Source organism: Shewanella sp. SM21, assembly GCF_025654335.1.
Classification (GTDB): domain Bacteria; phylum Pseudomonadota; class Gammaproteobacteria; order Enterobacterales; family Shewanellaceae; genus Shewanella; species Shewanella oncorhynchi.
In genome coordinates this window covers 409,206-422,941 of record NZ_JAKKRL010000002.1, presented here as the reverse complement: position 1 = coordinate 422,941, position 13,736 = coordinate 409,206, and the positions used below count along the sequence as shown (strand labels likewise).

The following is a 13,736-nucleotide window of genomic DNA, read 5'->3' as shown; positions in this document are numbered from 1 at the left end:
ACGTATCTTTAAATGCGTGTACACGATAAATCAATAGGATGTCACCGATGGATTTGGCCAAGCTTTCGCGGATTAGTATGAAGCATTTGATCACTTTGCATGTGATGCTCGATACCCTGAGCGTAACCGCCAGTGCCGAACGTTTATGTTTAAGTCCCTCATCCGTCAGTAAAACCTTAAGCCAGCTCAGGGACAGTTTAAACGATGAACTGTTCTATCGTAACGGCAACTCACTGGTAGCAACCCCACTGGCAAGACGATTAGGGCCAAGCGTGCAGCAGATGATCAATGATATGAATCAGATCATGAGTCAGGATGCGTTTAACCCTGCTCATTTTGAGGGGCGTTTTTCGCTTGCGATGCGGGAAAGCACCTTTGAACTGCTGGCCGCCAAGCTCAGTGCCCATATTCTGAGCTTGGCTCCTAATATCCGCCTCGATATTTACAGCAAAGACAATATTGGTTTTGATGGATTGCTTAAAGGTACATTAGATTTTGTGCTGTTACCCCACGATCTGAGTCAACCTAATCCTCTTCAAGACGATCTAGTGTGGGAAACCTTGTTTAGCGATGAAATGATCTGCCTGATGAATTCATCCCATCCCTTGGCTAAACAGCCGCATATCAGCTTCGATGATTACCTGAGTTTTAGCCATATTGGCATTACAGACACAGATCTGAGCACGCCTTTTTTTGATATTTTGCTCGCCCAACAATCTAAAAAACGTGCCGTTCCCATTTCGGTCCCAGACTTTGGCAGTGCGGCGTTAATGTGCCATCACAGTGAGTTGCTCTTTACCTGCTCGCGCCGCTGGGCATCCATCGCTAGCCAAGCTCAAGGCTTAACGATTAAATCTTTGCCTATAGAATATGGTAAAGTGGCTTACAGCCTAGTTTGGCATAGTCAAAGCATGAAAGATCCCGCACTGCGCTGGCTTTATGAGCAAATTTTGCTTTGCAGTCGTTAAAGGTATATAGAAGGTAACACGAGATTGGTTACGCCTCGCTTTGTAAGGGTTGCGGCTAAGCGTTCAATATCGGCTTGTTTACAGCTTGGCCAATTGAGTGCTTCATCGACAACACCATGATGGTGAAAGGCATTTAACTTAACTCGCGTATCTGGGCCTAGCAGAAGTAAATAGGTCGCTAGTGCGTCTATTTCTTCCTCATAATCCGTGATGCTCGGAATGTGCAGCAATCTCACCTCATACAGTTTTTGCTGTTTAGCCAATAACTGGATTGATTTGAACACGGCATGGTTATCACGACCGGTAATGTACCTATGGGTATCTTGCTGCCACGCTTTAAGATCCACCATAGCGCCATCTAAAAAGGGCTGCAGTTTATGCAATCCCGTTAGACTTAAACTGCCATTGGTGTCGAGCATGCAAGTTAAGTGTGATAACGACTCTGTCGCCTTAATTCCTTTAAACAACGCAAGAATAAATGGCAGTTGTAGGCTCGCTTCGCCGCCGCTCACGGTAATACCATTAATAAAGTGACGCTGACTATGGAGAATCGTCAGTATCTCCTCGACTGTGTAACGACTGACCTTAGGGCTCGCTTGTTTCGGGCATACGGTAAGACAAGTATCGCATTGGCTACAACGCTCACTATCCCAGTGAATGCGAGGCTTATTACTGAGACTCATCAATGTCAGCGCATTTTCAGGGCAGGTGGTGACACAATCGCCACAAGCATCACATAAGCCTATGGTATGTGGGTTATGGCAGTTTTTGCATTGATAGTTGCAGCCCTGCAGGAATAATACGAGCCTGCTGCCAGGCCCGTCGACACAGGAAAAGGGCAATAGCTGACTGACTATTGCCTGTTTATTTATGGCCGGTTCATTTAACAACACAGGGGTGAGTGCTCATGGGCGATAACTCGTGCTTGTCGTTGCAATATTCCTGTATTAACCGCAGCTTCTGCGGCTAAGCCTGTGGTATTGAGACGCGATCCGCACTGTTTAAATGCTTCAATATCCGAGCGTTTTACCATATAGCCAGTCACGCGCATTAAATCGTTAGAGGCGACATTGGCGGTAAACTCCCTAAAACCTAACTCAAGCGCGGCTTTACACAGTTGGAACATGGCTTGAGGATTGGATTTTACGGTTTCATCGATAGTCAAAATATCACTAATCCCCGCCGTATAATACTGATGATGTTGCGCTAGGGCTTGAATATGGGCGATGGGATTCGGTTCAGTGCCATAGGGGATGCGAACGCCAGGAGTCACATCGTTGTCGATACTAATACCGCCCTGTGAATGCAGTAGTGCCCGCCCATGGTAACCATGTGCGACGGGTGTGGATTTCACTATGGCATCGAGCGCAGCAGAAATACGATAGCCCAGCTGATTTGCATCCGTTTCATGACCATATCTAGGGTGTTTAGCTGACTTAACTTCTCCACTGGCCGTTAATGCCTGCAGAATATTCACGGCTTCCGCCATACCGTAAATGCCAAACATGGGCGCAAAACGCGACTCATCAATCAATTGCTCTTTAACTAAAAAACTGTCAAAGAAGTGTGATTCTTGATGCAAAAATGCCGAGCGTGCCTCGATAAGTTCAAAGGTGAGTGAGCAGTAATTTGGCAAGACAGCATCAAAAAAATCACTGATTGAAGTGGCCTTTAACGCGACCTCTTTAAGATTGAGCCGAACCAAGGTATTGGCGCCGCCCGCTAACGGCAAGGCATTGTAGCAACTGACAATCCCAAAACCGTGCTCATCAAACGCACTGGCATGCAGAGGATAATTGGCGATATGCGGCTTACTGCAGTGACAAATATTAGTGGTCGCAAGCAGCAACAAATCATCTGGCGTGACGGCGGGGTCGTACATAAAGGTCAAATTGGGGGCAACTTGTTTTAACTCGGCATCAATGCGCAGTAGGGTGCGGCAAACAATGTTGTCTGTCGGGCCAATATTGACGTGCATAAAGGCGTCGGGCAGGGTTCTGTCGAGCATGATCCAGAACAGTTTAAGTTTACGATAAAGGACTTCCGCATCCATTCCTTCGATGAAAGGCATTAATATTTCATCCAGCTGACCTAAATACACGGGGATATTGGTCACCGATGGCACATGATGATAAAGGATGGTCAAGGCATTGATGGCTTCATCTAAATCCTGCGCCGGTGAAAGCTCTAAATATTCTGAACCTTGCTTTAGATAGCGGGCATAATCTGGCAACACATAGCGTGGTTTAAATGGCGCATGGCCTTCAAACATGTCGCAAATAATACCGTCATTCATCGCTGCTTTTACCTCGGGCGATATCGACATATAGGGCAAACTGGCTTCCGCTTCTAATGCTAAATAGTTGGATTTTTGCTTGGGTGAAAGCAGCGGGTTGGTGACGATTTGCACTAATTTATCTTGTAATAACATGGCTGAACATCCACAAGTTCTATGATGACCACTAATCTACTCAGTGGCGTTGGCTTTAAAAAGTGAAAATAGCCGCAGTCCTGATTAATGAAATGGAAATCCGCCGACCGAGGTCACAATTTGTGGCTTATTGCGATAAAGCCGCGATGTCAAAATCACTAGAATGTGGTTTTACGATTAAAAATAAATGCTTGAACAGTGAGACGTGGCCTTGCTTGTCATATTGTGAATATGAAACTGAGGTTAATGAACTGCCAAAACTGATCGGGTAGGATGATTGAAAAATTTAACACTTGAGGCGGTAAATGAACTCTGCTGTATTCCTTTATTGCGGGAATGCAGCAGAGTGAGCGGTGCAGATAAACTCAGCGGCTTAAAGCACTTTAGCAATCGATTGGGCTAAGTAATCAACGTTATCTTCACTGATCCCAGCAATACTGATGCGGCTTGAACCTACCATATAGATGCTGAATTCTTTTTGTAGGCGCGCCACTTGCTCTGGAGCCACCCCAAGGAAAGAGAACATACCTTTTTGGCGGGCGATAAAGCTAAAGTCACGGTTTACGCCATTGGCTTTAAGTTTATCCACTAAAATGGCGCGGTTGCCGTTAATGCGATCGCGCATCACTTTCAGCTCATCAAGCCATTCTTGGGTTAATTCTTTTGATCCTAAAATCGTCTCAACAATCGCGGCACCGTGGGCAGGTGGCATAGAGTAGAGGCAGCGAATCACATAAAGCAGTACCGATTGCGCGATATTGGCGGTATTGGCATCTTTAGCAATCACAGAACACGAACCGATACGCTCACGGTACAAACCGAAGTTTTTCGAGCATGAGCTGCACAGGATCATATTATCGACCGCTGCCGCCATTTGACGCACGCCGTAGGCATCAATATCAACGCCATCACCAAAGCCTTGGTAGGCCATGTCAATCAGCGGCGTAAAGCCTTGATCTTTTGTCAGGGCAACCACTTTATCCCATTGCTCTGTGGTTAAATCCATTCCGCTTGGGTTATGGCAACAGGCATGGAATAACACCACATCATCAGGATTTACTTGCGATAATGCAGCAAGCATCTCATCAAATTTCAATGATTTGCTATCGTAGTCATAGTAAGGATAGGTTTTAACAGTAATGCCAGCCGCTTCGAATAAACCGATATGGTTTGCCCACGTTGGATCGCTTACCCATAACACTGCATTCGGGTTGCAGCGTTTAATAAAGTCACCCGCCACGCGCAGCGCGCCTGTACCACCGGGTGTTGAAACGGTGTGGATACGGTTAGCGATAATCGCACTGTGGTCAGCACCAAAGGCTAATTCCGTCATCAAGGTGTTGAATTGTGGTGAGCCTGTTGGGCCGATATACACTTTGGTGGTCTCGGTATCGAGACGGAATTTTTCCGCTTTTTTCACGCAGCTTAGAATAGGGGTAACGCCGGTAGGATCTTTATAAACGCCAACACCTAAATCCACTTTTTGTGGGTGAGAGTCTTCGCGGTACTGAGTTAACAAGCCAAGGATGGGGTCCGCTGGCATTGCGATGAGTGAGTTAAACATAGCTCCATCTACCTTTCTGGTTATAGTGCAAACGTGATTGTTCGTATCAGATATGCGTTATTTATCGTTTGGAGGTTAGAATAGCGCGGAAAGGTAAAGTAATTAAAGTGAAAACTGTGATTACACGCCAGTTATCTTGGCAAAAAAGCCTGCCAAAAATACGGTTAAATCATAAATTAACCGCTTAAATTTTGCGTTTTTGTTATTTTTACACTGTTCTCAGCAAATAATCTGACCAAAATGCCATTTTTCTCGAAAAAACGGTTGAATCCTTAGCGACAATCGGTAATTTTATAACGACGAAGCACCAACAAGGCCCCAATCTCCTTTTATTTGTAATCTTAACTTGACGCGCTGTAGCGTGAAGTTGCCATTTTGCGTATTCAGTCCGCGTGATCGTGATGATGACGCCCTATAGAGAAAGAAGATTTATTCATGAAGCAATTACGTCTTGAACCTGTTGTGCAAGTCCGCGGTGAAATCAATATTCCGGGCTCAAAAAGTATTTCAAATCGAGCCTTATTATTGGCCACCTTAGCCCAAGGTACGACCACGCTCACCAATCTGCTCGACTCAGATGATATCCGCCACATGTTGGCCTCCCTCAAGCAGTTAGGGGTGAACTACCGTTTATCGCAAAACAATACTGTGTGTGAACTCGATGGTTTAGGTGGTGTGATTTCCTCAGCATCCGCGCAGGAATTGTTTTTAGGCAATGCGGGAACCGCAATGCGCCCCTTATGCGCCGCCTTAACCTTAGGCCAAGGTGAATTTACTCTCACGGGCGAACCACGTATGGAAGAGCGTCCGATTGGCGATTTAGTCGATGCCTTAAGGCAACTCGGTGCCAATATTGTTTATCTTAAAAATGACGGTTTCCCGCCACTGACGATTAATGCCACTGGCCTTAATGGCGGTGATGTTGAAATTGCAGGCGATTTATCGAGCCAGTTTTTAACGGCTTTGTTGATGGTTGCGCCGCTTGCTAAGGGCAGCGTCAATATCCATGTCAAAGGCGAGTTAGTCTCTAAGCCTTATATCGATATTACTATCGCCTTGATGGCGCAGTTCGGCGTTAACGTCATTAACCATGACTACGCGCGTTTTGAGATTGTTGCAGGCCAGCGTTATATATCACCGGGTAAAGTACTGGTAGAAGGCGATGCGTCATCGGCATCGTATTTCCTCGCGGCAGGGGCGATTAAGGGCGGCGAAGTCAAAGTCACGGGTGTGGGTCGTTTGAGTATCCAAGGCGATGTAAAATTTGCCGATGTGCTCGAAAAAATGGGCGCTGATATCGAGTGGGGCGATGACTATATTATTGCACGCGGCTCCCAATTAACGGCCGTCGACTTAGACATGAACCATATTCCCGATGCGGCCATGACCATTGCAACGGCCGCATTATTTGCTAAAGGCACGACGGTTATTCGCAATATCTATAACTGGCGTATTAAAGAAACCGACCGGTTAGCGGCTATGGCAACTGAACTGCGAAAAGTGGGCGCCGAGGTTGAAGAGGGGAATGACTACATTAAAATCACCCCGCCAGCCGTGATTAACACCGCTGAAATTGATACCTACAATGATCACCGCATGGCCATGTGCTTTTCTATGCTGGCATTTGCCGATTGCGGTATCACCATCAATGATCCAGATTGTACTTCTAAAACATTCCCTGACTACTTTAAGCAGTTTGCGAGCCTGCAAGGCTAAGTCTGTTTGTTTCGTCATTGTTACAACCATCGATGTCAAGAATAGCAAGCCGTATTTGTGCGGCTTCTAATCTTCATAAAAAATCCACGGATTTTGTTTGTCTTTTGTTGTACAATGCGGCGCGCTCATTTTCGGGGGCTCACTTGATGAACTCACGGATGATGGTTATTTTTTGCGGAGGAATGTATGTCTGAACGGGCTCCTGTAGTCACAATCGACGGCCCAAGTGGTGCTGGCAAAGGTACAATTAGTCAATTATTGGCTCAGCATCTAGGTTGGCAACTACTTGATAGTGGTGCCATTTACCGAGTTCTTGCGCTTGCAGCAATTCATCATAACGTTGAACTGGAAAATGAAGAGTCTATCACGTTGTTAGCGGCACATCTGGATGTGAAGTTTCTAACAGGCAATGATAAAGATCCGGTTCAAGTGATATTAGAAGGTGAAGACGTCACCAACGACATTCGCACCCAAGAGTGCTCGAATGCCGCTTCAAAAGTCGCTGCCTTTCCACGGGTGAGAGAAGCCTTATTACGTCGCCAACGGGCCTTTAAAACGGCGCCAGGATTAATTGCCGATGGTCGTGACATGGGAACAGTCGTTTTCCCAAGTGCGCCGGCAAAATTATATTTAACCGCCTCAGCTGAAGAGCGTGCCCAAAGACGCTATAATCAGTTGCAGGACAAGGGCTTCGATGTTAATATCGAGCGCCTTTTAAGTGAAATTATCGAACGTGATGACCGCGATATGAATCGTCCGGTGGCTCCTTTAGTCCCCGCCGATGACGCGCTCATTATCGATACTAGCGGTAAGGGTATTGATGAAGTGCTAGCGCTTGCGCTTAACTTTATCAACCAAAAATTATCCGGCACTAACTAAGTTAGTCCACCGGATAGGTATTCGTATTAAGGATGATACGGATAATTTGACTGACTCCACGTCTAGGACGGACAGTGGTTTAATAAAGAAAGTAACCTAAACATGACTGAATCTTTTGCTGATCTATTTGAACAATCCCTTCAAACTCTGGAATTCCGTCCAGGCTCTATCGTTCGTGGTACTGTTGTATCAATCAAAAACGGTATGGTACTGGTTGACGCGGGTCTGAAGTCTGAAAGCCCAATCCCAGCTGAACAATTCAAAAACGCTCAAGGCGTTTTAGAAATTCAAGTTGGCGATGAAGTTGACGTAGCTCTTGACTCTGTTGAAGACGGCTTCGGTGAGACTCAACTGTCTCGCGAAAAAGCGAAACGTCATGAAGCTTGGATCGTTCTGGAAAAAGCTTATGAAGATGCTGAAACTGTAATCGGTATCATCAATGGTAAAGTTAAAGGCGGTTTCACTGTTGAATTAAACGGTATCCGTGCCTTCTTACCAGGTTCTCTAGTTGACGTGCGCCCAGTTCGCGACACCGCTCACTTAGAGTACAAAGAATTAGAATTCAAAGTTATCAAGCTAGACCAGAAGCGTAACAATGTTGTTGTTTCTCGTCGTGCAGTTATCGAATCAGAAAGCAGCGCTGAGCGTGATGCACTGTTAGAAAACCTGCAAGAAGGTCAAGCAGTTAAGGGTATCGTTAAGAACCTGACTGACTACGGTGCATTCGTAGATTTAGGTGGTGTTGACGGTCTGCTACATATCACAGATATGGCGTGGAAACGTGTTAAACATCCATCAGAAATCGTCAATGTTGGCGATGAAATCAACGTTAAAGTACTGAAGTACGATCGTGAGCGCACTCGTGTGTCTCTAGGTCTGAAACAACTTGGCGAAGATCCATGGTTAGAAATCAGCAAACGCTACCCAGAAAACACACGTTTAACTGGTCGCGTTACTAACCTAACTGACTACGGTTGCTTCGTAGAAATCGAAGAAGGCGTTGAAGGTCTGGTTCACGTTTCTGAAATGGATTGGACTAACAAGAACATTCACCCATCTAAAGTGGTTAACTTAGGTGATGAAGTTGAAGTTCTGGTTCTGGACATCGATGAAGAGCGTCGTCGTATTTCTCTAGGTCTGAAACAATGTAAGACCAATCCATGGGATGACTTCGCAACTCGTTACAACAAAGGCGACAAGGTTTCTGGTAAGATCAAGTCAATCACTGACTTCGGTATCTTTATCGGTCTTGACGGCGGTATCGATGGTCTAGTTCACCTGTCTGACATTTCTTGGAACGGTACTGGCGAAGACGCAGTTTCTGAATACAAGAAAGGCGATGAAATCCATGCAGTGGTTCTGTCTGTAGATCCAGAGCGTGAGCGCATCAGCTTAGGTGTTAAGCAAACTGAAGATGATCCATTCAACGCATACTTGGCTGACAAGAAGAAAGGTACTATCGTAAACGGTACTGTTTCTGCTGTTGATGCTAAAGGTGTGACTGTTGAACTGGCTGACACTGTTGAAGGTTACATCCGTGTAGCTGACATTTCACGTGAGCGTATCGAAGATGCATCTACTGTCTATAATGTAGGTGATGCAATCGAAGCTAAGTTCATGGGTGTTGACCGTAAGAACCGCTCTATCAGCCTGTCAATCAAAGCGAAAGACGAAGCTGAAGAGAAAGAAGTAATGGCGACTCTGAACAAACAAGATGACGCTGTTATTAGCAATGCAATGGCTGAAGCGTTTAAAGCAGCTCGTAAATAATCGCCTGTTGTTTGGGGAGACATCTCTCCCCATTAGGCGACTGTGTTTGGCTTGATAATAGGGGATAGCTAGGATGACGAAATCTGAACTTATCGAAAAACTCGCCACCAGGCAGTCGCAGCTGTCGGCGAAAGAGGTTGAAGGCGCAATCAAAGAAATGTTGGAGCAAATGGCAACAACATTAGAAAGCGGTGATCGTATTGAGATCCGTGGCTTTGGTAGTTTCTCGCTTCACTATCGTGCACCGCGGACTGGCCGTAATCCAAAGACTGGTTCATCAGTCGATTTGGAAGGTAAATACGTCCCGCACTTTAAGCCAGGCAAAGAACTGCGCGAGCGTGTTGACGCCGTTAATGTGTGATTGACCGCATAGTCAAAAGCCTCCGTTAGGAGGCTTTTTTGTATCGATTGCAAGGCAATGCTGGTCAGCTTAGTAAATTTCTTGGATAATCATTAAATTGAAACGCGTTTAGGGAGTGCAGCGTGAAATCATTTGTAGCAACTGTGCTTGTGGCACTGTTATTTATTCTGGCGTTGATTTTTGGCGTGCGCAACGAACAAGTGGTGACCATCAGCTATTTTGTCGCACAGGGTGAATATCGTTTACCTGTTGTCTTAGCGATTGTCTTTTTTGCTGGTTTTATTTTGAGTTGGTTATTTGCTAGCTACTATATTGTTCGCTTGAAATTAAGTTTAGCGGCAACTAAAAAGAAACTAAATCAAGTGATCGCTAAAATCCCTCAGGATGTAGACGCCTAATATGCTTGAGATCCTCTTTCTGTTGCTTCCCATTGCTGCCGCCTATGGCTGGTATATGGGGCGACGGAGCATAAGGCAGAATCAAAGTAATCAACGTAAACAATTGAGCCGGGATTATTTTACTGGCCTCAATTTCTTACTGTCGAACGAATCGGATAAAGCCGTCGATTTGTTTATCAGTATGCTAGATGTTGACGATGAAACCATCGATACCCATCTGTCACTCGGTTCGCTGTTCCGTAAGCGAGGAGAGGTCGACCGCTCTATTCGTATCCATCAAAATTTAATCGCGCGGCCTACATTAACTAATGAGCAGCGTGACATCGCTATGATGGAGCTGGGTAAAGATTATCTAGCAGCAGGTTTTTACGACAGAGCTGAAGAAATCTTTATCAACTTGGTCAGCCAAGACGATCACAGTGAAGAATCTGAAACACAGCTTATTGCTATTTATCAAGTGATTAAAGAGTGGCAAAAAGCGATTGATATCACTAAGCGTTTGAGTCGTAAACGTCAGCAAGTTTTAAAGCCGTTAACGGCGCATTTCTATTGCCAATTAGCCGATGAAGCCAGTGATGATGCGCAGAAAATTAAACTGCTACAGCAAGCGCTGAAGCAAGATCCTCAATGCGGTCGTGCATTATTGACCCTAGCGAAAAAATTCCTCGATATTCAAGATTATGCCCAGTGTAAGCAAATGCTGCTGCAACTGAAAAAAGCCGATATCGAGCTTTTTGCCGATGCAATCCCCACGGCCAAACAAGTTTATCGCGACACGCAAGATAAAGAAGGTTTTCAAGAATTACTCGCGGGCGCCATGGCCGATGGCGCTGGAGCTTCTGTGGTGGTCGCCTTAGCGCAGCACATGATAAGTCTTGATGAGATTAAAGCGGCAGAGACCATGGTGCTCGATGCGTTATATCGCCATCCGACCATGAAAGGTTTTCAGCACTTGATGCAGATGCATTTGCGCCAAGCCGAAGAAGGGCAAGCCAAGCAAAGTTTAACTATGCTAGAGCAGCTCGTTGAACAACAAATTAAATTCCGTCCGAGTTACCGTTGTAAGGAGTGTGGTTTTCCTTCTCATGCGCTTTACTGGCATTGTCCTTCCTGTAAAAACTGGGGCAGCATTAAACGGATCCGAGGCCTAGACGGCGAATAATCTATTAGAAGAATACACAGTTTGTGTAACCCCGTTGGAGAGATGATGACGACTAAACCTATCCTCGTAGCGCTTGATTACGATAATAAAAACCATGCTTTACAACTGATAGAAAAACTCGATCCCAACATGTGCCGCCTTAAAGTCGGCAAAGAAATGTTTACCTTGTTTGGCCCGCAACTGGTGAAAGATATCCATGATCGTGGTTTTGATTTATTCCTCGATTTGAAATTTCACGATATTCCCAATACTGTCGCCAAAGCCGTGGCCGCTGCTGCTGAGCTGGGCATATGGATGACGAACGTACATGCCAGCGGTGGCTTAGCCATGATGGAAGCAGCCAAAAAGGCCTTGCTGCCATACGGCGACAAAGCGCCTATGCTGATCGCGGTCACGGTATTAACCTCGATGAGTGATGACGATCTTAAATTACTCGGCATCAATGTGCCTGCGTTTGAGCATGTTCAACGTTTGGCGAAGCTCACGCAGCAAGCGGGACTCGATGGCGTGGTGTGTTCCGCCCAAGAAGCGACAGCGTTAAAATCGCTGTTAGGTCAGGATTTCAAACTCGTGACGCCGGGGATCCGCCCAGTTGGCAGTGATGCTGGCGATCAACACCGCGTGATGACGCCACCTCAAGCGATAGCAGCGGGTTCTGATTACTTAGTGATTGGCCGCCCAATCACCAAAGCTGCCGACCCGTTAGCAGCATTGCAAGCGATTCACCAATCATTGGCATAGACGTTTCAATAGCCGTATAAATCGCCGTCTAAAGCGCGGTTTGAAAGTCGTTTGACCGTCGTTTAAATAAAAAAGGCTTGGAATCGCTTGTTGGTATCCTTGATATGATTGATAAAAGTTGAAATAGTATCTTGAATGACAGCATAGAATAATGAATCACATCCTGAGTGCTTATCTCACTGTTCACGGAGAACGCCCATGTTTAATGCTACGATGTTTAACTATCAAGGTAAGAATGTTGTCGTTGTCGGAGGAACCAGTGGGATAAATCTCGCGATTGCCATTGCGTTCGCACAGGCTGGCGCAAATGTGGCCGTTGCAAGCCGCAGTCAAGATAAAATAGATGCCGCGGTATTGCAGTTGCAACAGGCCAATCCTGACGGTATTCATTTGGGTGTGAGTTTTGATGTGCGCGATCTTAGCGCCCTTGAAGTCGGTTTTGATAAAATCGCTTCTGAGTTTGGTTTTATCGATGTGCTGGTAAGCGGCGCGGCGGGGAATTTCCCTGCCAGCGCCGCAAAGCTTTCGGCCAATGGTTTTAAGTCGGTGATGGACATTGATTTGCTCGGCAGTTTTCAAGTGCTAAAGCAGGCTTATCCTTTGCTGCGTCGCCCCAATGGCAATATTATCCAGATTTCGGCGCCGCAGGCTTCGATCGCTATGCCAATGCAAGTGCATGTGTGTGCGGCTAAAGCGGGTGTGGATATGCTGACGCGAACTTTAGCGTTAGAGTGGGGCTGTGAGGGGCTGAGAATTAATTCGATTATGCCTGGCCCCATCGCCAATACTGAAGGTTTTAATCGCCTTGCACCCAGCGCTGCATTACAGCAAAAGGTTGCCCAATCCGTTCCGCTAAAACGCAACGGCGCAGGTCAGGATATCGCCAATGCCGCGCTATTCTTAGGCTCTGAATTAGCTTCCTATATTACGGGAGTTGTGCTGCCGGTTGATGGCGGTTGGTCACTTGGCGGCGCCAGTATCGCGATGACAGAGCTTGGCGAACTGGCCGCAAAAATGTAGTTTGGTTTTAGATTATTGATATTCAAAATCGAGAACTTTGATTTTATAGAAATTAAGTAGGTAATGATCCATGGCTAATGCATTACAAGAGCAGCTACTCAAAGCAGGGCTTGCCAGTAAACAAAAGGTTCGCGACGTTAAGACTCAAAAACGCCGTGACAAAAAATCACGAGTTGATGATGGCTCAAGTGCTTTTAAGCAAGAAGTGGCCGAGCAAAAACGGTTGCAGGCGCAAAAAGATAAAGTGCTAAATGAGCAACGTTTTGCTGAGGCATCTGAGCGTGGACAGGTGCGCGGTTTAATCACAGAGTTCACTAAGTCTGCGATTAAGATCCCAGCTTATGCTGAAGTGAAATTTAACTATACTCTTGATAATAAAATCTATTCTTTATACATAGATGAAAAACTGCAGGCAGAATTGCTTAAAGGGCAGTTAGGCATAGTACGTTACGAAGATAAGAGTTACTTAGTACCACATAAGTTGGCCGAACGAGTCAAATTGCTGGTGCCGCAGTGGTGTGGTTATCTGTGGCAACAGGATGAATCTAAAGCTGTGGTCGTTGAAGATGATCCCTATGCAGATTACGCAATTCCTGATGATTTAATGTGGTAATTGCCACAAGCTTGTGAGCTAACTCTGCGACAACACTGTGGTAAAGCTTATAAAATAGAGACCCTTAAGTTCAGGCTTAAGGGTTTTTTTATGAGTTGAATTTATACTTAGCT

At 45.7% G+C, this 13,736-nt stretch carries 12 protein-coding genes and 1 pseudogene; 10 read left to right on the top strand and 3 right to left on the bottom strand.

All coding sequences use genetic code 11. From position 1 onward, the window contains the following. Window positions 1–47 precede the first annotated feature (47 nt). Window positions 48–968, top strand: coding sequence for a LysR family transcriptional regulator (locus L5L94_RS03985; protein ID WP_168827065.1), 921 nt, complete (start codon window positions 48–50; stop codon window positions 966–968). Here the strand turns inward: L5L94_RS03985 and L5L94_RS03980 are convergent. The 3 genes from L5L94_RS03980 to L5L94_RS03970 form a co-directional block, all read right to left on the bottom strand. Beyond that, window positions 965–1,825 (bottom strand): YjjW family glycine radical enzyme activase, encoded by an 861-nt coding sequence (locus tag L5L94_RS03980; protein ID WP_263161424.1) that lies wholly within the window; start codon window positions 1,823–1,825, stop codon window positions 965–967. The genes L5L94_RS03985 and L5L94_RS03980 overlap by 4 nt on opposite strands. A 26-nt stretch (window positions 1,826–1,851) precedes the next feature. Next, window positions 1,852–3,399, bottom strand: a complete 1,548-nt coding sequence (locus L5L94_RS03975) for a YjjI family glycine radical enzyme (protein WP_263161314.1) — start codon at window positions 3,397–3,399, stop codon at window positions 1,852–1,854. Between the two features lie 373 nt (window positions 3,400–3,772). Then, window positions 3,773–4,963 (bottom strand): amino acid aminotransferase, encoded by a 1,191-nt coding sequence (locus L5L94_RS03970; protein WP_263161311.1) that lies wholly within the window; start codon window positions 4,961–4,963, stop codon window positions 3,773–3,775. Between the two features lie 435 nt (window positions 4,964–5,398). Here L5L94_RS03970 and aroA point away from each other — a divergent pair, with 435 nt between their 5' ends. The 9 genes and pseudogenes from aroA (at window position 5,399) to L5L94_RS03925 (ending at window position 13,623) form a co-directional block, all read left to right on the top strand. Then, on the top strand, window positions 5,399–6,679 hold the full coding sequence (gene aroA, locus L5L94_RS03965) for a 3-phosphoshikimate 1-carboxyvinyltransferase (protein ID WP_219250831.1): 1,281 nt from the start codon (window positions 5,399–5,401) through the stop codon (window positions 6,677–6,679). A 186-nt stretch (window positions 6,680–6,865) separates the two neighbouring features. Continuing rightward, entirely contained in the window at window positions 6,866–7,558 is a 693-nt protein-coding gene (cmk, locus tag L5L94_RS03960) for a (d)CMP kinase (protein WP_028759874.1), read from the top strand. Between the two features lie 99 nt (window positions 7,559–7,657). Continuing rightward, window positions 7,658–9,328, top strand: a pseudogene (rpsA, locus tag L5L94_RS03955) (30S ribosomal protein S1); the annotation flags it as partial. A gap of 73 nt (window positions 9,329–9,401) precedes the next feature. After that, the gene (gene ihfB, locus L5L94_RS03950) at window positions 9,402–9,689 is read left to right on the top strand and encodes an integration host factor subunit beta (protein WP_006081718.1); all 288 of its coding nucleotides are present in this window, start codon (window positions 9,402–9,404) and stop codon (window positions 9,687–9,689) included. A 122-nt stretch (window positions 9,690–9,811) separates the two neighbouring features. Next, entirely contained in the window at window positions 9,812–10,087 is a 276-nt protein-coding gene (locus L5L94_RS03945) for a LapA family protein (RefSeq protein ID WP_263161307.1), read from the top strand. A 1-nt stretch (window position 10,088) separates the two neighbouring features. After that, window positions 10,089–11,249, top strand: coding sequence for a lipopolysaccharide assembly protein LapB (lapB, locus tag L5L94_RS03940; protein ID WP_113940394.1), 1,161 nt, complete (start codon window positions 10,089–10,091; stop codon window positions 11,247–11,249). 45 nt (window positions 11,250–11,294) lie between these two features. After that, window positions 11,295–11,990: an orotidine-5'-phosphate decarboxylase gene (gene pyrF, locus L5L94_RS03935; RefSeq protein WP_263161304.1), complete on the top strand. Its 696-nt coding sequence runs from the start codon at window positions 11,295–11,297 to the stop codon at window positions 11,988–11,990. 198 nt (window positions 11,991–12,188) lie between these two features. After that, complete coding sequence (locus L5L94_RS03930) at window positions 12,189–13,010, top strand: SDR family oxidoreductase (RefSeq protein ID WP_028759878.1); 822 nt, start codon at window positions 12,189–12,191, stop codon at window positions 13,008–13,010. A 70-nt stretch (window positions 13,011–13,080) separates the two neighbouring features. Then, window positions 13,081–13,623, top strand: coding sequence for a DUF2058 domain-containing protein (locus L5L94_RS03925; protein WP_006086757.1), 543 nt, complete (start codon window positions 13,081–13,083; stop codon window positions 13,621–13,623). Window positions 13,624–13,736 lie beyond the last annotated feature (113 nt).

Excerpts from the sequence above, each read along its gene's own strand:
- aroA (WP_219250831.1), top strand. The coding sequence starts at position 5,399 with ATGAAGCAATTACGTCTTGAACCTGTTGTGCAAGTCCGCGGTGAAATC.
- L5L94_RS03930 (WP_028759878.1), top strand. The coding sequence starts at position 12,189 with ATGTTTAATGCTACGATGTTTAACTATCAAGGTAAGAATGTTGTCGTT.
- cmk (WP_028759874.1), top strand. The coding sequence starts at position 6,866 with ATGTCTGAACGGGCTCCTGTAGTCACAATCGACGGCCCAAGTGGTGCT.
- ihfB (WP_006081718.1), top strand. The coding sequence starts at position 9,402 with ATGACGAAATCTGAACTTATCGAAAAACTCGCCACCAGGCAGTCGCAG.
- L5L94_RS03985 (WP_168827065.1), top strand. The coding sequence starts at position 48 with ATGGATTTGGCCAAGCTTTCGCGGATTAGTATGAAGCATTTGATCACT.
- lapB (WP_113940394.1), top strand. The coding sequence starts at position 10,089 with ATGCTTGAGATCCTCTTTCTGTTGCTTCCCATTGCTGCCGCCTATGGC.
- L5L94_RS03925 (WP_006086757.1), top strand. The coding sequence starts at position 13,081 with ATGGCTAATGCATTACAAGAGCAGCTACTCAAAGCAGGGCTTGCCAGT.
- pyrF (WP_263161304.1), top strand. The coding sequence starts at position 11,295 with ATGACGACTAAACCTATCCTCGTAGCGCTTGATTACGATAATAAAAAC.
- L5L94_RS03970 (WP_263161311.1), bottom strand. The coding sequence starts at position 4,963 with ATGTTTAACTCACTCATCGCAATGCCAGCGGACCCCATCCTTGGCTTG.
- L5L94_RS03975 (WP_263161314.1), bottom strand. The coding sequence starts at position 3,399 with ATGTTATTACAAGATAAATTAGTGCAAATCGTCACCAACCCGCTGCTT.